Origin of the sequence: Thermobispora bispora DSM 43833 (assembly GCF_000092645.1) — a bacterium.
Taxonomy (GTDB): domain Bacteria; phylum Actinomycetota; class Actinomycetes; order Streptosporangiales; family Streptosporangiaceae; genus Thermobispora; species Thermobispora bispora.
On record NC_014165.1, the window covers coordinates 4,054,399 to 4,078,250 of the forward strand.

25 protein-coding genes, 1 tRNA gene and 1 pseudogene are annotated in these 23,852 nt (G+C 70.4%); 9 read left to right on the forward strand and 18 right to left on the reverse strand.

What is annotated here, in order from left to right; all coding sequences use genetic code 11:
• Positions 1-215: 215 nt before the first annotated feature.
• On the forward strand, positions 216-401 hold the full coding sequence (locus TBIS_RS17290; RefSeq protein ID WP_013133691.1) for a DUF5703 family protein: 186 nt from the start codon (positions 216-218) through the stop codon (positions 399-401).
• A 343-nt stretch (positions 402-744) separates the two neighbouring features.
• On the opposite strand, the gene TBIS_RS17295 is transcribed toward TBIS_RS17290, so the two are convergent.
• The 3 genes from TBIS_RS17295 to TBIS_RS17305 all read right to left on the reverse strand — a co-directional run bounded on the left by TBIS_RS17295 (position 745) and on the right by TBIS_RS17305 (position 4,899).
• Positions 745-2,685, reverse strand: coding sequence for a chaplin family protein (locus TBIS_RS17295; protein WP_013133692.1), 1,941 nt, complete (start codon positions 2,683-2,685; stop codon positions 745-747).
• Between the two features lie 200 nt (positions 2,686-2,885).
• Complete coding sequence (locus TBIS_RS17300; RefSeq protein WP_148231561.1) at positions 2,886-3,398, reverse strand: hypothetical protein; 513 nt, start codon at positions 3,396-3,398, stop codon at positions 2,886-2,888.
• Between the two features lie 202 nt (positions 3,399-3,600).
• Positions 3,601-4,899 (reverse strand): M20/M25/M40 family metallo-hydrolase, encoded by a 1,299-nt coding sequence (locus TBIS_RS17305; protein WP_013133694.1) that lies wholly within the window; start codon positions 4,897-4,899, stop codon positions 3,601-3,603.
• Positions 4,900-5,162: 263 nt separating this feature from the next.
• Here TBIS_RS17305 and TBIS_RS17310 point away from each other — a divergent pair.
• Positions 5,163-5,251: transfer RNA gene (locus TBIS_RS17310), tRNA-Leu, on the forward strand.
• A gap of 288 nt (positions 5,252-5,539) precedes the next feature.
• Here TBIS_RS17310 and TBIS_RS17315 read toward each other — a convergent pair.
• Together TBIS_RS17315 and TBIS_RS17320 are read right to left on the reverse strand one after the other, a co-directional pair.
• Positions 5,540-6,217, reverse strand: a complete 678-nt coding sequence (locus TBIS_RS17315; RefSeq protein ID WP_013133695.1) for an enoyl-CoA hydratase/isomerase family protein — start codon at positions 6,215-6,217, stop codon at positions 5,540-5,542.
• 2 nt (positions 6,218-6,219) lie between these two features.
• On the reverse strand, positions 6,220-6,909 hold the full coding sequence (locus tag TBIS_RS17320) for a TetR/AcrR family transcriptional regulator (RefSeq protein WP_013133696.1): 690 nt from the start codon (positions 6,907-6,909) through the stop codon (positions 6,220-6,222).
• Between the two features lie 225 nt (positions 6,910-7,134).
• Between TBIS_RS17320 and TBIS_RS17325 the strand changes: the two genes are divergently transcribed.
• The gene (locus TBIS_RS17325; protein WP_013133697.1) at positions 7,135-7,560 is read left to right on the forward strand and encodes an acyl-CoA thioesterase; all 426 of its coding nucleotides are present in this window, start codon (positions 7,135-7,137) and stop codon (positions 7,558-7,560) included.
• 362 nt (positions 7,561-7,922) lie between these two features.
• Here TBIS_RS17325 and TBIS_RS17330 read toward each other — a convergent pair whose 3' ends face one another.
• The 4 genes from TBIS_RS17330 to TBIS_RS17345 are packed head-to-tail and all read right to left on the reverse strand — an operon-like array spanning position 7,923 to position 10,371.
• Positions 7,923-8,219, reverse strand: a complete 297-nt coding sequence (locus tag TBIS_RS17330; protein ID WP_013133698.1) for a winged helix-turn-helix domain-containing protein — start codon at positions 8,217-8,219, stop codon at positions 7,923-7,925.
• A 6-nt stretch (positions 8,220-8,225) separates the two neighbouring features.
• Positions 8,226-8,651 carry a hypothetical protein gene (locus tag TBIS_RS17335; protein ID WP_013133699.1) on the reverse strand — a complete coding sequence of 142 codons (426 nt, stop codon included), beginning with the start codon at positions 8,649-8,651 and terminating at the stop codon, positions 8,226-8,228.
• The gene (locus TBIS_RS17340; protein WP_013133700.1) at positions 8,648-9,412 is read right to left on the reverse strand and encodes an ABC transporter permease; all 765 of its coding nucleotides are present in this window, start codon (positions 9,410-9,412) and stop codon (positions 8,648-8,650) included. The genes TBIS_RS17335 and TBIS_RS17340 overlap by 4 nt, the downstream gene beginning before the upstream one ends.
• On the reverse strand, positions 9,412-10,371 hold the full coding sequence (locus TBIS_RS17345; protein ID WP_013133701.1) for an ABC transporter ATP-binding protein: 960 nt from the start codon (positions 10,369-10,371) through the stop codon (positions 9,412-9,414). The genes TBIS_RS17340 and TBIS_RS17345 overlap by 1 nt, the downstream gene beginning before the upstream one ends.
• 350 nt (positions 10,372-10,721) lie before the next feature.
• Between TBIS_RS17345 and TBIS_RS18370 the strand changes: the two genes are divergently transcribed.
• Positions 10,722-11,555 carry an AfsR/SARP family transcriptional regulator gene (locus tag TBIS_RS18370; RefSeq protein ID WP_013133702.1) on the forward strand — a complete coding sequence of 278 codons (834 nt, stop codon included), beginning with the start codon at positions 10,722-10,724 and terminating at the stop codon, positions 11,553-11,555.
• Between the two features lie 256 nt (positions 11,556-11,811).
• On the opposite strand, the gene TBIS_RS17355 is transcribed toward TBIS_RS18370, so the two are convergent.
• The 5 genes and pseudogenes from TBIS_RS17355 to TBIS_RS20275 all read right to left on the reverse strand — a co-directional run.
• Positions 11,812-13,041 (reverse strand): SGNH/GDSL hydrolase family protein, encoded by a 1,230-nt coding sequence (locus TBIS_RS17355; protein ID WP_013133703.1) that lies wholly within the window; start codon positions 13,039-13,041, stop codon positions 11,812-11,814.
• The gene (locus TBIS_RS17360) at positions 13,031-13,246 is read right to left on the reverse strand and encodes a hypothetical protein (RefSeq protein ID WP_041431786.1); all 216 of its coding nucleotides are present in this window, start codon (positions 13,244-13,246) and stop codon (positions 13,031-13,033) included. Before TBIS_RS17360 ends, TBIS_RS17355 begins: the two co-directional genes overlap by 11 nt.
• 228 nt (positions 13,247-13,474) lie before the next feature.
• Complete coding sequence (locus TBIS_RS17365) at positions 13,475-14,020, reverse strand: GNAT family N-acetyltransferase (protein ID WP_013133704.1); 546 nt, start codon at positions 14,018-14,020, stop codon at positions 13,475-13,477.
• A gap of 102 nt (positions 14,021-14,122) precedes the next feature.
• Entirely contained in the window at positions 14,123-15,136 is a 1,014-nt protein-coding gene (locus tag TBIS_RS17370; protein ID WP_050760582.1) for a hypothetical protein, read from the reverse strand.
• 99 nt (positions 15,137-15,235) lie between these two features.
• Positions 15,236-15,466 (reverse strand): annotated as a pseudogene (locus TBIS_RS20275) (helix-turn-helix domain-containing protein); the annotation flags it as partial.
• Positions 15,467-15,685: 219 nt separating this feature from the next.
• Here TBIS_RS20275 and TBIS_RS17375 point away from each other — a divergent pair.
• Both TBIS_RS17375 and TBIS_RS17380 read left to right on the forward strand, forming a co-directional pair.
• On the forward strand, positions 15,686-16,000 hold the full coding sequence (locus TBIS_RS17375; protein ID WP_148231563.1) for a hypothetical protein: 315 nt from the start codon (positions 15,686-15,688) through the stop codon (positions 15,998-16,000).
• 322 nt (positions 16,001-16,322) lie between these two features.
• Positions 16,323-17,489: a methyltransferase domain-containing protein gene (locus TBIS_RS17380; RefSeq protein WP_013133707.1), complete on the forward strand. Its 1,167-nt coding sequence runs from the start codon at positions 16,323-16,325 to the stop codon at positions 17,487-17,489.
• Between the two features lie 182 nt (positions 17,490-17,671).
• On the opposite strand, the gene TBIS_RS17385 is transcribed toward TBIS_RS17380, so the two are convergent.
• The 4 genes from TBIS_RS17385 to erm all read right to left on the reverse strand — a co-directional run bounded on the left by TBIS_RS17385 (position 17,672) and on the right by erm (position 20,988).
• Positions 17,672-17,869, reverse strand: coding sequence for a type II toxin-antitoxin system antitoxin (locus TBIS_RS17385; RefSeq protein ID WP_013133708.1), 198 nt, complete (start codon positions 17,867-17,869; stop codon positions 17,672-17,674).
• Positions 17,870-17,871: 2 nt separating this feature from the next.
• On the reverse strand, positions 17,872-18,759 hold the full coding sequence (locus TBIS_RS17390; RefSeq protein ID WP_013133709.1) for an SPFH domain-containing protein: 888 nt from the start codon (positions 18,757-18,759) through the stop codon (positions 17,872-17,874).
• Positions 18,760-18,993: 234 nt separating this feature from the next.
• Positions 18,994-20,178 (reverse strand): DNA polymerase IV, encoded by a 1,185-nt coding sequence (locus TBIS_RS17395; RefSeq protein WP_013133710.1) that lies wholly within the window; start codon positions 20,176-20,178, stop codon positions 18,994-18,996.
• A gap of 48 nt (positions 20,179-20,226) precedes the next feature.
• A complete protein-coding gene (erm, locus tag TBIS_RS17400; RefSeq protein WP_425263894.1) occupies positions 20,227-20,988 on the reverse strand; it encodes an ErmE/ErmH/ErmO/ErmR family 23S rRNA (adenine(2058)-N(6))-methyltransferase in 762 nt (253 codons plus the stop codon).
• Between the two features lie 582 nt (positions 20,989-21,570).
• Here erm and TBIS_RS17405 point away from each other — a divergent pair.
• The 3 genes from TBIS_RS17405 to TBIS_RS17415 all read left to right on the forward strand — a co-directional run bounded on the left by TBIS_RS17405 (position 21,571) and on the right by TBIS_RS17415 (position 23,849).
• Positions 21,571-22,500 carry a YDG/SRA domain-containing protein gene (locus tag TBIS_RS17405; protein ID WP_013133712.1) on the forward strand — a complete coding sequence of 310 codons (930 nt, stop codon included), beginning with the start codon at positions 21,571-21,573 and terminating at the stop codon, positions 22,498-22,500.
• Positions 22,501-22,865: 365 nt separating this feature from the next.
• Positions 22,866-23,189: a hypothetical protein gene (locus TBIS_RS17410; RefSeq protein ID WP_050760583.1), complete on the forward strand. Its 324-nt coding sequence runs from the start codon at positions 22,866-22,868 to the stop codon at positions 23,187-23,189.
• Between the two features lie 288 nt (positions 23,190-23,477).
• Positions 23,478-23,849 (forward strand): STAS domain-containing protein, encoded by a 372-nt coding sequence (locus TBIS_RS17415; RefSeq protein ID WP_013133714.1) that lies wholly within the window; start codon positions 23,478-23,480, stop codon positions 23,847-23,849.
• Positions 23,850-23,852: the final 3 nt, after the last annotated feature.

Consider the following 23,852-nt stretch of genomic DNA (forward strand, 5'->3'; position numbering starts at 1 on the left):
GGCTTGGCGCCCGCTTCGCATCCTCCCAAACGGCGTGGTCCGTTATATCCGACACAACCGAAGGGCCGAACTTGAAGGTACCTGCCGTCACGGGCCCCTTACCCCCTTGGGCTACCCGGAAATATCCGGGAAGGTAACGCACCTGGACCTGATCTCCACGTGGACGCAGAATAAGGCTCAACAGGTGCCCTGGCACGCCTCGGAGACGAGACCCAGTGCTTGAGTACTCCTACTTGGATCTGTATCTGCCCCGTGGCACCTCCAGGGAGGCGGCGCGACGGGTGCTGACCGAGCACGCCGAGTACGGGGACTGGGAGCTCGAGCGATTGCGGCTGTATCCCGACGGGAGCAGGCGCGTCCGGTTGCGTCGCAAGATCATACGGGTCGTGCGCACGATGTGAGCCGGTACGGCCCCGCATCAATGGTCAAAAGCGCTTTGCCCGTCCCGGGCCGCGCCCCCGGAACGGGCAAAGCTGGGTCGCTCACCCCTCCGCGGGGGTGAGCGTCTAGGTCGCCCGCGCCGGGCACCGCGTGGGCGGTGCCGTCGCTGCTCCGGCGCGGGCGAGGTCTGTCGTCACGCTTGCCACCGATCCCGGACGGGTCTAGCCGGCGTCACCCGGCCGGGACCGATCGCGGTGGAGCCGGTGGCGGCCGGCGGCGGGGTCGCCGTGGGCGAGCCCGCCGCCGGCGCGGACCCCTGGCCTGGAAGCCTCGGGCCCTATCCGGCCGACCGGCTCCCGGTGCTCATCGGAGCAGACCGTCCAGCGGAAGGACGCTCTTGGCGGTGTCGGTCACGTTGCGGAGCACGCCGCCCACCGGCAGGTTGCCGGTCGCCTGCTCCAGGGTGGCGGCGGCACCGGACTCCGGCTTGCGCGCGCTGTCGCTGAGGACGGGCACGTTCGGCAGCGAGGGCAGGCCCTTCAGGTTGGGCAGGTCCCCGATGACCGGGGCGGACGGCAGGGCGGACGCGCTCATCCGCTTGCGCAGGCCGCTCGCCTCCTTCAGGTCGGAGAGCACGGGGAGGGCCGGCACCTCGGAGAGCGCGCCCTCGCGCTTGACGGCGGCGAGGTGGTGGACGCTCTGGGCCCGGCCGCCGACCCGCGCGGTGCCGAAGCACCCGGCGGCCGCGTCGCCGAGGACCGCCACGGAGTTACCGCAGACGTTGATCGGCGCGGTGATCGGGGCGACCACCTGGTTCCCGCCGAGGATGCTCCCGTACCCGGAGGTCCGGTTGCCACCGGCGGAGACCCCGCCGGCGACCGCGGCGCCACCCCGGCAGCCCGCCTTGGCATCGCCGAGGACGCCGATGGCGTTGCCGCAGACGTTGATCGGCGCGGTGATCGGGGCGACCACCTGGTTGCCACCCAGGATGCTCCGGGCGCCCGAGGTGCGGTTGCCACCGGCCGAGACGCCGCCCTTCACCACCGCACCGCCACGGCAGCCGGCGAAGACGTCGCCGAGGACGCCGATGGCGTTGCCGCAGACGTTGATCGGCGCGGTGATCGGGGCGACCACCTGGTTGCCACCCAGGATGCTCCGGGCGCCCGAGGTGCGGTTGCCACCGGCCGAGACGCCCGGCTTGTGCTTGACCGTGGTGATGATCACCTGGCTGCCGCTGCCCGGCGCGTACCGCCGGTCGGTGTCATGCCCCTTGGAGGCCGGGACGTAGCCCTTGTGCCACTTCCACGTGGCGGTCTTGCCCTTGCGCCACCCCTTGCGGTCGCTGCTGGGGAGCCGCCCGCCGCCCTCGCGGTAGCCGTGGTCGATCGTCCGGCCCTTGCCCTTGCCGACCTCGGCGCCGCCCTTGCAGCCGGAGAAGGCGTTGCCGAGCACCGCGATCGACGTGCCGCAGACGTTGATCGGCGCGGTGATCGGAGCGACCACCTGGTTGCCGCCCAGGATGCTCTTGCTCCCGGAGGTGCGGTTGCCACCGGCCGAGACACCCCGGCCGCCCGCACCGGCCGACGCCCCGCCCTTGCACCCGGCGAAGGCGTTGCCGAGCACCGCGATCGACGTGCCGCAGACGTTGATCGGCGCGGTGATCGGGGCGACCACCTGGTTGCCGCCCAGGATGCTCTTGCTCCCGGAGGTGCGGTTGCCACCGGCCGAGACACCCCGGCCGCCCGCACCGGCCGACGCCCCGCCCTTGCAGTCGGCCTCCGCCCGGCCGAGGATCGCGATCGCGGTGCCGCAGGCGTTGACCGCCGCGCTGATCGGGGCGATCACCTGGTTGCCGCCCAGGATGCTCTTGCTCCCGGAGGTGCGGTTGCCACCGGCCGAGACACCCTGCCCGGACGTGCCGGCCTGGGCCCCGCCCTTGCACCGGGCGTCCGCCTCGCCGAAGAGCGAGATCGCGTTGCCGCAGACGTTGATCGGGGCGGTGATCGGCGCGTTCACCTGGTTGCCGCCCAGGATGCTCTTGCTCCCGGAGGTCCGGTTGCCCGAGCTCCCGCCGCTGCCGACGGTGGCGGACGCGCCGCCGTGGGAGAAGGCCTCCGCGTGGCCGCCGACGCTCACCGCGTTGCCGCTGATGTCGATCGGGAGGTTGATGGGGAGGTTGATCTGGTTGCCGCCACCGATCGAGCCGTCACCGATGGTGTCGGCGTAAGCCGTACCGCTGCCAAGGGCCATGACACCGGCGGCGAGGAAGGCCGCGGAAGCCGAGCCCTTCGCCCACGTTCGCATGATGAATGCTCCTATGTGTGAAAGGGGGTTACCTGACAGCTCGCGACGCATGTCCATGCCTGGGCACAGTGGGGTCATGGACCGTCACGAAGAGTGATGGAGATTCCGCGTCACCCGCCGGCCTGCCTGTGGGAGAGCGTGGTCAGGGCAGGCTCCGTCACCGGTCACCGCGGGATGCGGTACCGGGGCAGTAGGCGGGATTAGTCAGGAGAGAAGGAGGGATCGTCCGCCGCTGTGCGGACCTTCGGGGGACGGATGGCCGCCCATGGGGCGGGCAGCTTGATGAAGTGCGGCTCGACCAGCAAGCCGCCACCGTCCCAGAACATGATCGGACCGCCGTTCCCCTGCGGGACCGCCCCGGAAGCGGCCTGGTCCCCAGGGGTAGGCGGGAAGAGGGGCCTCGACTGGCTGGTGAGGCCGTCAATGGTTCGCCCGGCCATCGCCTCGGCGTCCGCCGAGGCCTTGGTCGCCGTGGGGAAACCGTCGGAGTCCTCCGTAACGGTTCCGCCGACGTCACTGAACGGCGAGCCGGCGGAACGCGTTGCAGAGGAGTGACCGGAGGACACCGACCCGGCGACACCCGGTGAGGAGTGCACGGCCGTCGCTTCGGCGGGCGTTGCGGTGCCGAAGAGACACAGGACCACACCGAGCAGCCACCCGGCGGCGAGCACCGCGCCGGCCATCAGGCGGCGGCCCAGCGGAGAGCCGGCCATGGACCGTGCCAAACGGCCCGCCGAGCGGAGTACGGACGCGGCCGCGGAAGCGCACCGCACAGCCGCGGAGGACTGCGCCTCCCGCTGCTCCCTCGGCGAGTGCGACACGCGACCTCCTGAGTCCGCTGGATCCGCTCGGCACGGAACCGATCCTCAACCGAGAGTTACTGTAGCGGCACCTAACGTGAACGCAACGGGTTTCTCACGAGTAATCGAGGAAACGGTCAAGCACTCGCACCCCAAACCGGAGCGAATCCACCGGAACCCGCTCATCGACTCCGTGGAACATCCCGGCGAAGTCGAGCTCCGGGGGAAGCCGGAGCGGCGTGAAGCCGAACCCCCGGATGCCGAGCCGACTGAACGCCTTCAGGTCGGTGCCCCCGCTCAGCGTGTACGGCACGGCCCGCGCCGTGGGATCCTCGGCGCGCAGCGCATCCGAGATCGCCTGCACCAGCGGGCCCTCGAACGGCGACTCCACCGCGATGTCGTGGTAGACGAACTCCCGGGTCACGTTGGGCCCGAGCAGCTCGTCGACCGTGGCGAAGAACTCCTCCTCGTGGCCGGGGAGGAACCGCCCGTCCACGTGGGCGGTCGCGGTCTGCGGGATCACGTTCGCCTTGTAACCGGCCTGCAGCATGGTCGGGTTGACCGTGTTGCGCAGGGTCGCCCCGACCATCCGGGCCAGCGGGCCGAGTGAGGCCACCAGCGACTCCGCCTCCTCGGCGGTCACCTCGCGGCCGAACACCTCGGCGAAGAAGGCCCGCACCGTCGGCGTCAGCCGTACCGGCCACTCGTAGCGGCCCAGGCGGGCCACGGCCTCGGCGATCTCCGTCACCGCGTTCTCGTCGTTGAGCATCGACCCGTGCCCGGCGCGGCCCGTGGCGGACAGCCGCATCCAGGCGATGCCCTTCTCGGCCGCCTCGATCAGGTAGAGGCGCTCCCTGCCGTCGATGGTCACGCTGAAGCCGCCGACCTCGCCGATCGCCTCGGTGCAGCCCTCGAACAGCTCAGGGTGCTTGTCGACCAGCCACTGCGCACCGTACCGGCCGCCGGCCTCCTCGTCCGCGGTGAACGCGAGCACCACGTCCCGCGGCGGCCTGCGCCCCTCGCTGAGGCGCTGCCGCACCACGGCGAGGATCATCGCGTCCATGTCCTTCATGTCGACCGCGCCACGGCCCCACACGCACCCCTCGGCGATCTCACCGCTCAGCGGGTGGTACCGCCAGTCCGCGGCGTCGAACGGCACCACGTCCAGGTGGCCGTGGAGCAGCAGCGCGTCCCGGTCGGGGTCGGTTCCCTCGATGCGGGCGATCACGCTGGCCCGCCGGGTGTCGGACTCCAGGATCACCGGCTCGAGGCCGACCTCGGAGAGCTTGGCGGCGACGTACTCGGCGGCCTCCCGCTCCCCCGGTCCCGCGTTGTCACCCGCGTTGGTCGTGTCGATGCGGATCAGGTCCCGGCATAGCTCGACGACCTCCTCCTCCCCGTTGATCGGGGTCATGGCGCCTCCTTCGGTGATAACCGGTTGACGGTCACCGGTCCGCTCGCTCGTCTCCCCACAAGCTTGCCCGTTTCGTACCGGCACGTCCGCCCGGTGCCCACCGCGGTACGGGCACCCCCGCGGCGGCTCTATCATTCGATATGGCCGGGGTTTCGTTCCGGGCACAAAACGAGCCGACGGCTCGTTCTCCGGTATGACGCAGGTGCGCGACAGTGCTAATCTGGAGCAGCCGGCGCAGAACGAAGTCCCGCGCAAGGCATCACGTCCGGGTGGCGGAATAGGCAGACGCGCTAGCTTGAGGTGCTAGTGCCCCGAAAGGGGCTTGGGGGTTCAAGTCCCCCCTCGGACACCAGGAAGGCCCTGAGTCCAAGACTCAGGGCCTTGTCGTTTTCCCGGCGTTCGGGTCCATCCGGCGCGTCCGCCCGCGGACGTCGTTCCTCCGCCTCGGCGGCCGCTCCGGGGTCCGCCGCGCGCCGTGCCGCCGGGCGCCGCGGCCGTACGGCACGGCCAGGACTGCGGAGAACGGCGGGCGGGTCCTATGAGGAACGGTGGGCGGGTGCCTGTGAGGGATGGCGCGGCCGCACGGGTACGGTCGGCCGGCCCGCCGGCCGACCGTACCCGTGCCAGGCGGGATGGAGGGTCAGTTCGCCGGCGCGGTGAGCCGGCCCTCGCGCAGCGCGGCCAGGGGCGAGGCGAACATGGTGGCCTTGATCCTCCCGAGGGTCTTGCGGTCCTTACCGGCCAAGGGCCGCACCAGGGCGTCGGCGGAGGCGATGAGCCGGTCGAGGTCGGCGATGTCGTCGACCAGGCCGAGATCACGGGCCTCGGGGCCGCCGAACCGGCGGCCGGTGGTCATGGAGGCGATGGCGGCGGCGGGGGTGAGCTTGGCCTGGATGAGGGCGGCCATGCCGGGGGTGAAAGGCATGCCGAGATCGACCTCAGGCAGGCAGAAGTAGCCCCGGTCGGCGCGCATGATCCGGTAGTCGTGGGCCAGGGCGAGCATGGCCCCGGCGCCGAAGGCGTGGCCGTTGACCGCGGCGACGGTGGGGATTGGCAGGGACAGCACCCGGGCGAGGAGTTCCTGCACGCGCCCGATGAACGGCTGCACTTCCTGGGGGTGCGCGCCGAGCCAGTCCAGGTCCAGGCCGTTGGAGAAGAACTTGCCGGTCCCGGTGGTGATCAGCGCGGCGGGGCCCGGGCGGCCGGCCACGGTGTCCAGGTGGGCGTTGACCTCGGTGATCCAATCCGGGGAGAAGCGGTTCTCGCCCTGGCCCAGGTCCAAGATGAACACGGGGCCGTCGTTGCGCAGTTCAGGCATGATCAGTCCTTGTTCACGGTGGGACGCCGCCGCCCGGGACGGCCGGGCGGCGGGATGCTCAGCACGGCCCGGACGGCGGCCTCCAGCCGCCGCCGGGTGTCGGTGTCGATCGGGGGAGCCGTGGTCGCCGGATCACCGGCGACCGGGGCGGTGATGGCGCGCCGGAAGGCGGCGGTGGGCAGGTCGACCACGCACAGGGTGATGACGCCGACGGCCGCCGCGTCGGTGCGTCCCCACATTCCGTCGGCCAGGCGCAGCAGTACGCTCAGCAGCCGTTTGTCGAGCCCGAGCAGCTCGTCGGCGAGTTGATCGGGCAGGTCGGGCCCGAGGAGCTGCTCGCGGCGCACGGTCATCAGCATCCGGGCCGCGGCGGGGCGCCGGAGCGCGAAGGCCGCGGGCGCGTCGGCCGCGGCCACCACCGCGTCGGCGGCCGCCGTGGCCGGGGACTCCGCGGCCTCCAGCGCCTGCTCGATCGCGGTCTGCTGCGTCTTCAGGAAGTCGTCGGCGGCCCGCAGCCACAGCCGTCCCAGGAGCGCGGGCAGGGAGCCGAACGTGTGGTAGATGGCCCCGTTCGACACCCCGGCCGCGGCCGCCAGGCGGCGGATGGTGACCCCTTGTGGGCCGGAGGCGGCCACCAGCCGCTCCGCGACATCCAAGATCACTTCAGGGTCGTACGTCCTCGGGCGCGCCACGGCGGCACCATAACAGAGCGCTCGCTCTGTTATCCGGCCGGGTGGCCGTGATCCGGCATCGTCGCCGTGCGTGTCAGCCGTGCCGTACCGGTGCCTCCGCCGGGGGCCGGACATCCGCACGATCTCCTGGCCGGTGACGGGCGTGGGATGGCCCGGCCGGCGGGCGACCGCGCCCCGCGGGGGCGCCGCTCGGCCGCGCCGCCACCCCCGGGTAAAGCTAAGGTCATGGCGGTCTACCGGCACCGCGTCCGCTACCACGAAGCCGACGCGCAAGGATTCCTGTTCAACAGTCGCTATCTCGAGCTCGCCGACGTGGCCATGACCGAGTTCTTCCGGTCCCTGGGGTGGCCGTACCGCGAGCTCATCGCGTGCGGGGCCGACCCGGCGGTGGTCAGCGCGCACGTCACCTATGTGAAGCCGGCCCGGTTCGATGACGTGCTGGACGTGGACGTGCGGTGCTCCCGGGTGGGCCGCTCCAGTTTCCAGCTCGACATGACCGTGACCCGGGACGCCGACACGATCGCGTTGATGGAGCTCGTCTACGTGAACGTCGACGCCGAGGCGGCGAGATCACGCCCGTTGCCCGAGGCCGTCGCCGAGGTGCTGCGTGAGTGCGCCGCCCGATCGGCGAATGACGGCGAGGACGGCTGACGCGGCGCCATTCGGACTCGCGTTGCGAGTGTTCCCGCGTTCGAAGCCTGGTACCCGGCCGTCCCTCCTTGTGGTGTGCGATGGCGTCCAGGTCGCGGATCGCGCCTGGACGCCTTCACTGGATGGGGAGCGCCGCAGCCGGGCACCGGGACGCGGCCCTTCGCTGCGGCCTACCCCCATGCCGCTTCGGACCGCCGCCATGCCGTACGGCTCGGCGGACGCCGGAAGGTGGCCCTCGCCAGACCCGCTTTCGAGGTGTTCGAGGGTCACGGACGGCGGGCATGGCCCCATGAGCTCCCCGGCGGCGAGTGAGCGGGTGGGCGAGGCGGATCGCCACGCCCGGCGGGAGTGGCGGCAGGTGCTCACAACCCGCCGGCGATCTCCCGCAGCGCCTGCAGATGATGCTCCCAGGCCTTCCGCCCGGCGGGGGTGAGCGCGACGTACGTGCGCGGGAACCGCCCGACGAACGTCTTGCGCAGCGCCACGTAGCCCGCGTCTTTCAGGGTGGTGAGCTGCTTGGAGAGAGCGGAGTCACTCAGCTCGATCGTCTCGGCGAGGGTCTTGAAGTCGGCCTCGTCCACGGCCGCCAGCGCCGCGACGATCGAGAACCGCACCGGCGCATGGATCACCGGGTCAAGCGCCTTGCGCGGGTGACCCACTCCCCCTCACCTCCTGCGACCGGTGGCCGCGTTCACGGCGATGATGATCCAGAAGGGCAGCGTGCTCAGGATGGAGCCGGTGAGCCACCACCACAGCACCTTCGGGAAGAACACCTGCCCCAGCACGACTGTAAGGGTGTACAGCAGCACCCCCACTGGGGTGACCAGGGAGTACAGGAGCTTGTGGTGGCGCGGGATCACCTTGCGGGATGCGGTGTAGATCACCAGGCCCATCAGCAGCAGCACGGCCAGCGTGAATCCGGCCGTCTGCAAGGGCGGCGGCAGCGCCATGCCGCTGACCAGGACGGCGGCGAACATGGCGAGGCCGAGCAGCGCGATCAACGGCCTGTGCCAGCGCCCTTGGGCGCGCATCCGCTGCGCCAGGTAGGCGGCCTGATCCAGCGACTCTCGCGCGTCCTTCCCGCCGGTCACGCGTTCCCCCCTTCTCCTTGATCCCACTTGAACCACGCGATCGCCGCACCGATCGCCGCCACGGCGCACCCGGATACCACGGCGGCGGACAGCCAGGCCGGATGCTGGGTGGTCGCGCCCGGCATCTGGGTGAGCATCAAGTCGGCGAAAAAGGTGGTCGGCAGCAGGCTGAGCACCTTCACCACTCCGTCCGGGAGCATGGCGAAGGGTATCGCCAGCCCGGACAGGAACAGGGTGACGAGCTGAACGATCGTGCACAGGTTGGTGGCCGCATCCGGGGAGTCGATCCGTCCGCCGATCAGGTAGCCGAGCCCGCCGAACATGGCCGTCCCGAGCAGGATGATGCCGAACAAGGCCGGGATTCGGGCCGGCTCCAGGTCGGCGGCCACGATCGCGATGGCCAATAGGGCGATCGCCTGGATGACCACCATGGCGATACGGACCACCATGTGGGTCAGCAGCAACCGTCCTCGGCCGACGGGGGTGGTGCCGAGCAACCGGAGGGTGCCTTTGGCGCGCATGGCCGCCAGCGACCCGGAGGTGACCGTGAGCGCGGTGGAGGTGACGGCGAGGAACAGTGCCATCGGGGTAACGAGTGTGGCGAAGTCAGGACCGCCCTCGATCTTCGGCACGAGGGCACCGATGAGCAGGAAGATGCCCATCATGCCGAAGGGGAAGAGCAGGGCGAACCAGAAGTAGCGCCTGTCGCGCATCAGCTCGCGGCGGTGCAGCCCGATGAGCTCGCGGGTCATCGTGGACATCACGCCTCCTCGGTCGTGTCGTCGGCGGCGTCGAAGGAGAAGCCGGTCAGGCGCAGGAACACACCTTCGAGTCCGGCCTCTTTCACCTGAATGTCGCGACCGCCCAGCTGAGCGGTGACCAGACCGAGCAGCGCATCGGCGTCACCGGTGGACAGGCTGATCTCGATGGCGCCGTTGCGCCGGTTCTCGACCAGGTCGGAGACCTTGGGATGGCGCCGGAGCGCGTCCAGGTCCCGGCCGGAGTCCACGGTGAAAATGAGCCGCCGCTCGGGCGCGTGCCGGCGGACCAGCTCAGCGGGGGTGCCGCAGGCCACCACCCGGCCTTTGTGCAGGATCGCCACCCGGTCGCACAGGGTGGCGGCCTCCTCCATCGAATGAGTGGACAGCAGGACGGTCCCCCCATCGGCGATGCGGGATCGGATCGCGTTCCACAGCTCCTGGCGGGCCGCGGGATCGAGGCCGGTGGACGGCTCGTCCAGCACGAGCAGCTTCGGACGTGAGATCAGCGCGGTCGCCACAAGGAGCCGCTGGCGCTGCCCACCGGACAACTTGGCCACGCGCACGTTCCGAGCCTCATCCAGCCCCAGCCGGGTGATGACGTGATCGGGGTGCTCGGGGTCCGGGTAGAACGACGCCCACACGCGCAGCAGCTCGGCGACGGTCTGCTGCTCGAACAGCGCCGCATGCTGCGGCTGGATGGCCAGGACACGGCGCAGCCGGTCTCGTTCGGCCGCCGGGTCCAGACCCAGGACCCGTACGGTGCCGGAGGTCGGCCTGCGCAGCCCGGCGATGATCTCGATGCTGGTGGTCTTCCCGGCGCCGTTGGGACCGAGCAGCCCGAAGATCTCGCCTGGTTCCACGGATAGGTCGGCGTGATCGACGGCGTTGAACGCCCGGCCTTCGCGCTCGTAGCGCTTGACCACCCGGTCGAACACCACCGCCGGTTCGGCATGCGGCATCAGCGCGCCTCCCTCTGTCACATAGGGGCGGTAATCCTCGGGCGCTCGCTGTCATGCACACCGTGCGACAGCCGAGGGCGCGCACCTAGACGGCCCGGCTGATCATTGGAAACGCTGTTTCGATATCAATCCATCACCACACCGCCTGACAATCTCGCACGCGCGGACTATTTAATCTTCATCTATACGTTTCGCCGGGTAACAGGTACAATGTGCCGCTTGTTGTCATATGACCTTCACTGCAACTTCGCGTAAAGTGTCAGATCTTGCGACGTCAGGGGTGACTCTCCATACTGGTCAACCGCGTCTCCGCTTTACCGGGCTATTGACAAAGCCAGAACGGGGGAACGATGCTGATCGGACTGTTAGGCCCTGTCGTCATATACGGAGAGGAAGAACGTACGCAACTGTTGGAGCACCGGACGCGCGGCGTCCTCGCGGCGCTGGCAATGCATGCCGGTCAGAAAATCACCCAGGATCAGCTCGCCGCGCTGTTATGGGATGACATTCCCATCGGCGCATCCAACAACATCCGCAGTTACATCAGCCAGCTGCGCAAGCTTTTTCAAAGCACCGATCCCGCTGCGGATGTCTTGAGCTCATTTCGGCGAGGCGGGAATGGCGGAAGCGGGGGTTATCGCCTCAACATTCCACGCAGCAGCGTCGACGCCTACTTGTTCCGGACCCTGGTCAGCCGAGGGCAGACCGCATTACAGGCCGGCGACCTCGACCGGGCCGAAACCGACCTCTCCGACGCCCTCGCGCTATGGCGCGGGACCGCTGGAGGCCCGGACGTGGCGGCGTCCCAAGGGCTGCTCGAGTGGTTGAACGCCCACAACAACCTGCGGGTCGCCGCCCAGGAGGACCTCATCGAAACGCGGCTGAGACGCGGCCAGCACAGCGTCCTCATCCCCGAGATCCGGGAATTGCTGATGCACAACCCGTTCCGGGAGCGATCCTGGGGTCAGCTCGCCCGCGCCTGCTACTTCTCCGGCGATGTCATGGGCGCTCTCGACGCTCTCAACCAGGCACGGCGTATTCTCGCTGACAACCTCGGAATGGAGCCCGGCCATGAACTCCAGTTGATTCAATCCTACATCCTCAACCGGGCCGAACACGAATTGCGTTTCCTACCGCTGATCGACTGCGCCGCCGCCCGTGACGCACGGGTACGTGATCGGTGAGCCGCTGGTCCGTTGCATTCGCTTGACCAGTGTGTTTTCAGCTGCTCCCCCATAAGGAAAACCGATGGCGGATGCACCGCTGCCGCGCCTCAACGCCCCGTCGGCCGGACGTGAAATGCTGCGGGCCACAGATCGGCGCATCCGGAGAATCCGGCGTGCTCGCCACAGGGCACGCACCTGGCTTCGGACCGGTTGACCGCGCGATCCCATTTCAGGCGAGCACGGTTCGCTTTACGCGTACGACTGCCGTCGCCGGTCAGATGAAGCCGAACCCCTGCGGCAGCGGCTCATGCCGGAACAGCTCGAGCGGGACCGCGTCGGCGAGGGCCCGGTAACCCGCCGGGCTCAGGTGCAGGTTGTCCCCGCTGTCGTACGCCGGGCGGAGCCGCCGCGGGTCCGCGGGGTCCCTGGCCGCCAGGTCGAAGTCGAGCACGGCGTCGTACCGGCCGCTGGTGCGGATCCACTGGTTGACCCGCTGCCGGGCGGCCTCGCGGTACCCGTCGGGGTCGTCCATCAGATGCCCGCCGAACGGGGTGAGCGTGGCGCCGTACACGCGGATCCCCAGCGCGTGCGCCCGCGTGATGGCCTGGTCGTACGCGGCGATCAGGTCCTCGGCGACCTGCTTCTGCGCGGCCTCGGTGGCCTCGGCCGTGCCGATGTCGTTGACCCCGGCGAAGAGGATCAGCCACTCGACGCCGCTCTGCGCGAACACGTCCCGGTCGAGCCGGGAGAGCACGTTGGGGCCCAGGCCGTCGTTGAGCACGCGGTTGCCGCCGGCCCCCTGGTTGAGGACCGCGATACGCCCGGCGCCGGGGCCGGCCTGCAGCCGGTCGAACAGCCGGTCCGGCCAGCGGTCGTTCCCGTTGGTGGTCGAGCCCCGGCCGTCGGTGAGCGAGTCGCCGACGCAGACGACGGCCGCCGCGTCGCCCGGGGACCACACCTCCAGACCGCTGATGAAGTACCAGTGCTCGACCGGGGTGGCCCCGGGCAGGTCCTCGGCCTCGACGTGGTCCCCGGCGAGCAGGTAGGAGGTGGTCCGGGAGCCGGGGTGGGAGGTGATGCGGTGGGAGTCCTGGCCGGTGGCCAGGTAGAGCGTCAGGGTGAGGTTGGCCCCGGGGGCCACGGGGAGGTCGAGCGGGTCGGAGACCACGTGCGCCCCGACCGGGATGACCACGGACGGCCTGCCGGTGAAGGTCACCGGGCGGGAGGTGCCCGGCTGGATCGCGCTCACCCCGGCGCGCCCGCCTGCGGGGAGCGCCACCGCGGCCCGGGTGATGGGGAGCGCGGTGCCGCCGAAGGCGTTCGAGATGCGCAGCCGGAGCTTCGTGCCGCCGATGGTGACGCGGACGGTCTGGCGGAGGGTGGTGTCGGCGAGCACCCGGCCGGGCCGGGTGAACGGCTCCGGCGGCATGTTCCCCGGCTCGGTGAGCTGCGGCATCGCCGTCCAGGTGGTGACCCAGTGCATGTCCGCCGGGTCACGCCGCATCACGATCACCTCGCAGGTAGCGCACGACCAGGCCACCGGCCGTCCGCCGCAGCCGGGCGGGGTGCTCCGGCGCGGTCCCGTCGCGGCCGGGCGGCCCGTGGCGGGTGGGCCGAGGACGTTCCCGAGCGTTCTCGATCGCGACGAGCGCGACGGAGCCGCGGATCGGCTCGCGCCGGCGCTCGCCGGCGGCGGGCTGCGGGATCACGCGGTCATCTTAGGTCTCACGAGCACATCGTGGCCTCAAGAGCACGCCACGGTGCGGGGGAACGGCCGGGCCGCCGTACGGCGAGCCGGATCGTGGGCATTCCCGGGCCGTGCTCATGCGATGGGTCCACCCGCCCTGGCCGGCGTGCCGGACCGGGCGTGCTGTACCGGAATGGGCGTGCGTGCCGGACCGGCCGGGTCGTGCCGGCCGTACCGAGGTCCGGCGGTGTCAGCCGCCCCGGCGGTCGAGCACCATCACGTCGAGCAGGTCGGCGTCCGGGACCGGCCGGCACGTGCCGACCACCCGCCACCCCCAGTGCTCGTACATCGCGTGCGCCGGTGCCTGCGGGTGGGACAGCAGCATCGCGTAGGGCTCGCTGCGGCCCGCCAGGAACTCGGCCAGCAGCCGCCTGCCGTACCCCCTCCCCCGGTACGGCTTGCGCAGGATGAGCTCGATGACCGCGACCTTCGGCGCGGTGAGGACCTCGGCCGGCGGGTCGCTCACCTGCCCGGCCCACCAGCTGCCCGGGGGGAAGGTGAGCCCGAAGCAGAACCCGGCCAGCTCACCGGTGGCCGCGTCGATGGCCGAGACCAGCTCGAACCCCTCGCTCCGCACCTGGCGGCGGGTCCGCTCCAGGTACCGGTCGCGCGAGTACAGCGGGCCACTGTGGTACGGAGGCTCGGCGTAGATCTCGGTGTACGCGTCGGCGTACTCATCGCTGCAGGCGCGTTCGGCCGCCTCACCTGTCGCCCGGACGAATTCGACGTCAGCCATCGGGCCTCCTTCATCGCGGTGGGGGAAGGGCGAGAAGCCCACGCTCCATTGCGCTCAGGGCTCGCGCTCCGTTGCGCGCGATAGGGACGAAGCGCTCGCGCGTCATTGCGCCGGGGGAAGGGCGAGGAGCTCGCGGAACTCCACCACCCCGGGCCGGTGCGCCTCGCTCGGCGGGACCATGGCGAGCACATGCGCCGCGACACCCCTTACGAACATGGTGTGGTGCTCGGCGGGCAGGCGTTCCAGGACGGTGCGGGCGTGGCCGACGCCGGCGGCGACGTCACCGGCCCGGATGGCGCTGATCGCCATGTGCAGCTCGACCTGGGTGATCTGGCGGGTGCGCCAGGCCGGGTAGGCGGCGATCGCCTCCTCGTGCGCGGCCTGCGCCTCCTTGACCCGGCCGACCCGGGCCAGGACGAAGGACTTGGTGTGGAGCAGCCGGGTGCGCGGCCAGCCGAACGCGGTGGTGGTGTCCCGGGTGACGCGGTCCGGCAGCCGTTCGTAGATCTCCTCGACCGTCCGCACCGCCTCCAGGGCGGTGCGCGCGTCCCCGCGGAGCGCGGCGAGCAGGGCGCGGGTGCCCTCCGCCTCGGCGACGCCCCCGTACGCCTTGGCGCCGGCGATCTCGGCCGCCTCGTCGATCCGCTGCAAGATCAGCTTGGTGGGCCGCTTGGCATAGCAGGCCATGGTGGCCTCGTAGCCGCGGACGGCGGTCTGCAGCTCGGGGTCCCCGGCGAGGTCGGCGGCGCGGCGGGCGATCCGCCACCAGTGGCTCGCCTCCCGGACCTGCCCGAGCAGCCCGAGGCAGTCGGCCATCAGGAACGCCATGCGCGCGTTCACCGCCGCCCAGCCGCGCTCGTCGCCCGCCGGGCCCCGCCGGATCACCTGCTGGAGTGCGTACGCGTCGAGGGCGAGGTCGCCGAGCACGGCCGCCGGGGGTTTGACGAGGAGCGCGTGCGCGTACTCCCACGCGGTCTCCTCCCAGTCCTCGAGCCGCTCGCCGCCGACCAGCGTGGTCATGGCCTGGCGGATCTTCTCGATGGCGTCGAGCGGGAGCACACCGGCGGTGCCCATGAGGGCGAACGATTGCAAGAGCTGGCGGCGCGTCTGGTCCATGGCGTAACCATCCTGTGGCGTGGCCTCCGGCCGGGAGCCCGAATTCGCGGTATTGGCCAGTACGAAAGCGTGGAGCGCGGTCAGGAAGCCGTTGGCGTTCAAGACGCGGTCGAGGCGCTGGATGGCGTCGGGCGGAGGTTTTCGGTCACCACGTTCCCATCGGGCGAGTATCGACCAATCCACGTGGGCTTGTTGGCCGATCTCCTCGAGTGAGGCGTGCCGAAGTTCGCGCCAGTGCCGTAAAGCCGCACCGAGCAGATGCCATGGGGAGAGCGAGGGATCGACTGGATCAGCGCGACGGGGCATGACCGCTCCTTGGGGGTGGCCCATTCTGGCCAATGACTTTGGCCAGTATTCAAGCCTTGGCTCGCCTTTGCTGTACCGCGACTATGACACAGCGAAACACGCACCGCACACATCCGATCGCGCAACGTAACGGATCTGCCGATGACCCACGCCCCACCGCTGACCGGCACGCACCGCGCCGCGCCGGCCGCCCGGTCCGGCTCAGGCCCCGAGGAGACGGACGTGTATCACCATTCCGCCACGATGAGGCCACGGATCGAGCCGATGCTCCCGCCGCCCGCCACCCCCTCCGCCGCGTGCGCCCAGCAGCTCCAAGCCCATCTGACCAGGAGCTACGCCATCCCCTCCCAGCTCCAGACCAACGGCGACGTCGCCCTCCTCATCGTCGGCCGCGAATTGCACGTCTGGGTCTACGCTGACCGCATACTGTGGGACAGCGGGAAGATCGACGAGAGAACCCGTACGAAGATCTTCACCGCCCTTCCCGCAGGCCAGCCGGCCCGGGCGGCCGGGCTGGTCGCAGGCCGATACCACCAAATCCGCCGTGAACGAGGGTGACTTCGCCAGCGCTCTGGCGGTCTGCCGCGTCATGCCCGAAACTGACCGGTAGCCGTACGCGCTGAGCACCGGCCGCGGCCCCGCCCAGACCGGTACGGGGCGCCGCCGCACCCCAAGACCCGGCCCTGGGACGCTGAACGAGGCGCGGAGCGTCCCAGGGCCGCCATACTTCCGCCATACATGTCGTGACCACACGTGAGGAGAGCGAGATCAGGAAGGATGCAGCGATGACCGAATCGGTTTCACGGATGCGCGCCGACACCGCATCCCCCACCGGCATTCCCCCGTCACACCTCGCGTGCTGACCTGGCAAGGGGAGACGATGAACGTCCACGTTGCCGGCCTCGCCACCCAGCTGCGCCAGCGACTCGCCACCCGGCTCGCCAGGACCGGCACCCTGCGCGCCCCGCGCTTGCGGGAGGCGGTGGAGACCGTGCCCCGCGAGCTCTTCCTCGGCGACCGCGTCTACCGGCGCGTCTCCGGGGAGGGCGGAACCGGCTGGGAGCCGATCACGCCCGTCGACCCGCAGTGGCTCGATCTGGCCCATGAAGATCGTGATTGGGTGACCTGGCTGGACGACGGCGAAGAGACCGCACCGAACCTGATCACCGGCGGGAGGCCGGTCGCCACCGCGGCCCAGCCCGGACTGACCGTCCACATGCTGGAGAGCCTCCGCGCCGGCGAGGGGCACAAGGTGCTGGAGATCGGCACCGGCATGGGCTACTCCACGGCGCTGCTGTGCGAGCTCGTCGGCTCGCACCTGGTCACCACCGTGGAGGTCGACCCCAACGTGGCCGGCCGGGCCGAGCAGGCGCTCCACCGCGCGGGCTATGAGCCCACCATCCTGGTCAGGGACGGCCTCACCGGCCACGCCGAGGGCGCGCCGTACGACCGGATCCTGGCGAAGTTCCCGGTCCGGCGCATCCCGTCCCTGTGGCTGGAGCAGACCCGGCGTGGCGGGGTCCTCGTGGCCGTCCTCTCGGGGTGGCTCGGCGGTCCCGCGCTCACCCGCATCACCCTCACCGGCCCGGACACGGCCGAGGGTGAGTTCTTCAGCGACGCGCTCCCGTACCTGGCGGCGCGGCCGCAGATCAGCCCGCCGCCGATCGGGGAGCTGCCCTCTCGCGACACCGGGGAGCAGCGCGACGCCCAGTACGGCGCGGAGGTCTTCGACGACCCGATGACGCGCTGGCTCGTCCAGCTCGCCGCCCCCAACGCCCGGCACGTCGCCACGGAGGGCCCGGCGGCCGGCCACTGCCTCGTGGACCAGGAGACTGGGTCGTGGGCGTGGCTGATCCGCGAGGACGACCGGTGGATCGTCCGCCAGGGCGGTGACCAGCGGCTCTGGGATCGGGTGGAGGAGACCCTCACCCTGTGGCGTCGGGCGGGGCGGCCGGGGCAGCACGTGTTCCGGCTGCGGATCACCCGGGGTGAGCAGCTCGTCTTCCTGCCCGGGCTGCCCTCGATGCGCTGGGCTCTCCCGAAGTGACGACCGATCGATGACAGGGCAAGGGCGGTCAGCACCGGTCGATCCACCGATCGCCCGGGTGCGCGCCGGCCGTACGGCGCTCGTATGCGACGCCGGCGGTGCCAGGCCCGCCCTTGCCGATCGTCCCGGCCGCCGGGACGCCGCGGGGGACCCACCCCGCCGCCCGGAGCGGCCGATCGTTCTCACTCTTCCACTGGTTCCGGCTTCGGTTCCGGCTTGCCCGAGTCCCGCTTCGGCTCCCGCCCCGCATGCTTGAGCGCGAGGCGCAGGCAGTACTCGATCTGAGCGTTGACACTGCGCAGATCGTCGGCCGCCCACTTGGCGACCGCCTCGTAGACGGCCGGGTCGAGGCGGAGCAGCAGCTTTTTCCGCTCGGGCATGGTCAGGCATAGAGGCTGCCGGCATTGACGACCGGCTGGGTCGCCCGGTCGCCGCAGAGCACGACCAGCAGATTGGACACCATCTGGGCCTTGCGCTCCTCGTCCAGCTCGACCACTCCTCGCTCGGCCAGGCGGTCCAAGGCAAGGCCCACCATACCCACCGCGCCCTCGACGATCTGGGCGCGCGCGGCGACCACCTGCGCGGCCTGCTGCCGGACCAGCATGACCTGGGCGATCTCCGGTGCGTAGGCCAGGTGGGTGAGCCGGGCCTCCAGCACCTCCACGCCGGCGAGGGCGGTGCGCTCGCGCAGCTCGGCGGTGAGCTCCTCGGCCACGTTCTGGTTGTCGCGCAGGCTCGGCCGGCCCTCGGTGTGCGAGTCGTACGGGTGGCTGGTGGCGAGGTGACGGACGGCGGCCTCGGCCTGGATGGACACGTACTCCTCGTAGTCGTCGACCGCGAATACCGCCTTCGCCGTGTCGGTGACCTTGTACACCACCACCGCGGCGATCTCCACGGGGTTCCCGTCGGCGTCGTTGACCTTGAGCTTGGCGGTCTCGAAGTTCCGCACCCGCAGCGTCACCCGGCTCTTGGTGGTGAGCGGGAGCACCCACCGGAAGCCCGGCTCGCTCACCGAGCCGATGTACCGGCCGAGGAACTGCACCACCTTGGCCTCGTTCGGGTTGATGATCGTGAAGCCGGTGACGGCGACCCCGGCGATCAGCGCCCACACGAGCGTCGCCCCGAGCAGGAACCCGAGGCCGTCCGGCATCCCGCCGTCCGGGGGCGTCTCGAGGTCGGCCCCGAGCCAGGCCGGGATGAACGCCAGGGTGACCACGACCAGCACGAGCAGCACCGCGAAGCCGTTCAACTGCAACGCCCGTCGCTCCATCGACCCTCCTGTGCTATCGATGTGATATCACCACGATAGCGCAGGTCGAGCAAGGGTGTGCGATTCGTGTGGTCGTGGTCAGGTGAGGATCGGGTACGGCTCGCGCAGGTCACGCCGACTTCTCCGGAAGGTCAAACGGGGCACCGGCGTTGGCCGGCGTCACCCGGCAGGGCCGGTCAGGGTCCGGACCGGGCAGGTGCAGCCGCTCAGGAACCGCATGGGCCGATGCACCGATCAGGACCTCGGCGGATCACCGGACGCGGGTGGCCCGGGGGCGCCGGCGGATGCGGACGCGCCGGTGGAAGCGGAAACGGCGGGGCCGGTTCGAGCGGGCGCGGACGGATCCGTGGAAGCCGGCATCGGCGCATCACCGGGCGCGGGCCCGGCGGCCTCCTCCTCGGGGACGAACTCCGCGCGCACGCCGAGCAGCCGCACCGGGCGCCGCTCGGTGAACCGGTCGAGGGCGGCGAGCGCGGCCCGCTCGATCGCCTCGGCCCGGCGGGCCGGCCGTACCAGCCGCTGACCATGGGTCCGGGTGGTGAACGGCGCGTACCGGACCTTCACCACCACGCGCCCGACGGGCCGGTCATCGGCCGCGACCTCGTCCGCGACCTGGCGGGCCAGGGCGCCCACCTCGCGGCGCACCCGGTCCCAGCCGGCGAGGTCCTCCTGGTAGGTGATCTCCCGGCCCCGGGAGCGGGCCCGGTACGGCTCGGCGACCACCGGTGAAGGATCCCGGCCGCGGGCGAGCCGCACCAGCCACGGGCCGATCGTCGGCCCGAACCGGCGGGCGAGCTCACGCGGATCCGCGGCGGCGAGCTGGGCGACGGTGCGGATGCCCAGCTCGCCGAGGCGCTTGGCGGTCTTCGGCCCGATGCCCCACAGCACGTCGGTCGGGCGGTCGCCGAGCACCTCCGGCCACGTCCGATCCGTCAGCCGGAACACACCCGCGGGCTTGCCGAAGGCGGTGGCGAGCTTGGCCTGCAGCTTGTTCTGCCCGATGCCGACCGTGCAGTCCAGGGCGGTCGCCTCGCGCACGCGCCGCTGGATCAGCCGGGCCACCGCCTCCGGGTCGCCGGTGTCGACGGCGAGGAACGCCTCGTCCCAGCCGATCACCTCGACCACGTCGCACAGCTCCCGGAGCGTGGCCATCACCGTGTCCGAGGCCGCCTCGTAGGCGGCACGGTCCACGGGCAGGAACACCGCCTCGGGACAGCGCCGCGCCGCCGTGCGCAGCGGAAGCCCGGAGCGCACCCCGTACCGGCGGGCCTCGTAGGAGGCCGTGCTGACCACGCCGCGCCGGCTCGGGTCGCCCGTGCCGCCCACGACCACCGGCCGGCCGCGCAGCTCCGGACGGCGCAGCAGCTCGACCGCCGCGACGAACTGGTCGAGATCGGCGTGCAGCACCCAGCGGGCCACACCGCGTTCCTGCCCGTTCCAGCGGGATCGGCACGTCGCCGGCGGATATCACCGCTGGTGCAGCTCGTGGAAGAGGTTGATCCACTGGTCCGGGTGGACGAAGGAGACCACCGCGTCCAGCGGGATCGCGGCCCGGGCGAACGCCCGCCGTAGCCGCTGCCGCGGGTGGTGGGGGCGCAGGGACGCGTACAGGCTGCCCCCGCGGCCCCGGAAGCCCAGCTCGACCATGGCCCGGTACTCGCGCAGGGCGGAAACGGGAACGAGCGGGGCCGGACGGCGTTCGATCCGCAGGATCGCCGAATCGATCGACGGCATCGGCCGGAAGGCCGACCGGTCGATCCGCCCGGCGATGCGCCAGATGAACCCGGGCCAGGTGCGCACCGTCACCAGGCTCCAGCGGCCGTAACCGCCCGTGCGCTTGCGGGCGTACTCCGCCTGGGTGACCAGGGTGGCCGCCGACAGGGCCGGGGCGCGCAGGCACCAGTCCACGATCGGCGAGGTGAGGTGGTAGGGGATGTTCCCGACCACGGCGAACGGCTCCCGCGGTGGCCGGGCCCTAAGGAAGTCGCCGGCGACCACGTGAACCGCCGGATCGCCCCGGGTGCGCGCGGCGAGCCGGCCCGCCGCCACGGGGTCGATCTCATAGGCGATCACGCGACGGCAGGTCCGGGCGAGCGCCAGGGTGAGCGCGCCGTACCCTGCCCCGGGCTCGACCACCAGGTCATCGGGGCTCAGGCGGGCCGCGTCGACCACCCGCGCGACGGCACGCGGGTCGATCATGAAGTTCTGCGACAGCGCGCGGCGCCGCAGGTTGTGGTTCTTGGAGAGCGCGAAGGCCGGTTTTCCGGCAGGCCAACGGCGATGGTCGGTGATGAACCGCGCCACGGAAGACGCCCTTTCGGCTCCGAGAAACGGACGGGATCTCGGAGGCCCCGGGCACGCGTCATGGGCGCGTCAGCACAGGCGTGGTGAGGCTCCAGCGCGCGAACGCAGTTGAGACACCAGCGAAGGAAAGTGCAGCGGGAAAGCGCGGCTGAACCTCAGGCAGACCGGAACGCGTCCCAGCGGGCCGGGGCCCGCCGGACGCGCGGACGCGCGGCGATCGACCGCCCGCATCCGAGCAGGGCGGCACGCGCGGGGACGTTCATGCGGACGACGCTACGACCTCCGCGAACGCGTCCGCAAATGGTTTCCTGGGCCCGTCCCGTGTCGTACGGGCGGCCTGCGCTGGCCGATTACCCAACGCTGATCGCCTGCATGCTCGGCCGGTACGTGTGCTCAACCACTGCAGTGAGCCTGTCGTATAAGTACAACTTGCCATAAAGCACGCATATATCCTCATGTCCCGAGATATCGGCACATCCACCGCACCGTCCTGCCACCATACAGAGCATGAAGGCGCACAATACGCTGAAATTCGGACATATTCCGGGTCACCCAGTGGGATCGGTCTACCGCAGCCGAGAGGAGCTGCGGCTAGCCGGTTTACACTCCGCAAATCAGGCCGGTATCTCCGGGAACCCCCGGGAGGGAGCCGACGCCATCGTCGTCTCGGGCGGTTACATCGACGACGAGGACAACGGCGACGTCATCCTCTACACCGGGGAAGGCGGGCGCGACGCCAACACCGGACGGCAAGTAAGGGACCAAGAGATCACCAGCAGGGGCAACGCAGCCCTGGTCCGCAGCCAGCTCGAAGGGCTACCGGTCCGGGTCATCCGTGGCAGGCCTAAGGGCAAGGGCCACGGGTCTCCGCACGCACCGAGCTACGGCTATCGCTACGACGGCCTCTACCGAGTCGAAGATCACTGGGCGACGATTGGGAAAGACGGTTATCGCATTTGGCGGTTTCGCCTGGTCAAACTCGAGGATGACGATATTGCGGAGCCTCCGGAGGTTGCTCCTATTCCTGAGGCACATCGGGTAGGACCGGCTCCGGTAACCGTCTCCACCATTCAACGCATCGTCCGCAACAGTACTGTTGCTCAGCTCATCAAGGACTGGTACGGCCATGAGTGCCAGATTTGCGGCCAAGCCATCCAGGTGAGAAAGAACGAGTATTACAGCGAAGCCGCGCACATCCGACCCCTTGGCCGGCCGCACCAGGGCCCTGACGTGCTCGAAAACCTGTTGTGCCTATGCCCGAACGACCATGTCCGATTTGATAATGGCGCGCTCTATCTCTCCGACCAACTGCAAGTGATCAACACGTTAACTGGCGAGGTGATGGGCCCACTCCGAGTGCACAAGAATCACAAGATCGACCTCAACCATGTCGCCTACCACCGCACCCACGTGGCCGCAGTAACCCAGCCTCGCTGATCGCGAAAGTATGTGTCTACGTATCTGTCGAATGGCATCTCAGCCGTGGGGCGCGGCAGACGTACAGCTATCCCCGTTCTGGCGTGAGCAGTATCGCTTCAAAAGAGGACGGCCTGGTGTGCGCGGGCACGACACGCTGTCCCGCGCGCGCCAGGCCCGGCTTACGCAAGTTGGCCTGCTAAGCCCTTGAAGTGCCGTGCCCCAACGAAACCGACAGGTATTCCAGTTGGGCGTGCGCTCCATACCGTGTCACAATGATCGCCGAATTCGCGCGGCGGCCCGCGTGCCGCTGCGGAAGCCGTACGGAAGGAGAGCACGGGACGAGTGCGATAACCGTCCGTCGCGTCGGTCCTGACGAGTGGGCCGTGTGGCGGGAGCTCCGGTTGGCCGCCCTCGCCGACGCCCCGGACGCGTTCGGCTCCTCGCTCGCCGCCGAGCAGGACTACGACGAGGCCACGTGGCGCGACCTGCTGCACCCCGGACGCGGGCTGCGCGCGGTGGCCTTCGCCCCGGACCCGGTCGGCATCGTCGGGGCGCACCACTCGACCGAGGTCTCGGGCATGGTGAAGCTCACCGGCATGTGGGTGCGCCCCACCGCCAGGGGGACCGGGGTGAGACCGGGACACTGGGTAGCGAACCGGGCACGCTCGGCCACACCCGAGTCACGCTCTAGTCGCCAGAGCCGCTAGAGTCTCGCCAAGCACAGGTATCGCGCCGGTGTGCCACCGGCACACCTTCCCCATGCGGCGCGTTCCTCCGCGGGCACCGTCGCCGGTACGGCCGGCCACCGCGCCAAATCGGAACTATCCGTAAAAGTGGAATCGTTCGCCTTTTACCTAATTGAAGATCTATAACGGAAATGTGAGGTTGGCGGCGAGAGTACCGTCATTCCGACCGCGTGGCATTACCGGCACATGACCCCGCTTGGAGTAGCGTCGTTCTCGACAGGATGCCCCGAAACGGATGAAGGCTCGTATATGACTACGCCACTCGAGATTTCTGTCAGCGAGCACAAGACGGTCACCGTGATCACGCTGGCAGGCGAGCTCGACATCGCGACCGGGGATATGGTCCGCAGTGTCGTCAAGGAGCTCGTCGGCGAGGGCCGCACGAGAGTGGTGATCGATGCGTCCCCGCTGCGGTTCTGCGACGCCTCGGGTCTCGAGGCGCTGCTGGACAGTCGCGCGTACATCCTCAGCGTCGGCGGATCGCTGCGCCTCGCGGGCGTGCACGGGGTCTTGGCGCTGGTGCTCGACGTGACCGGCCTGCGTGACCTGTTCGTCATCAACAAGACCCCCGCCGAGAGCGTGACCGCGCTCTCGGTGACCCGTCAGCTTTCCGTGGTCTGATCG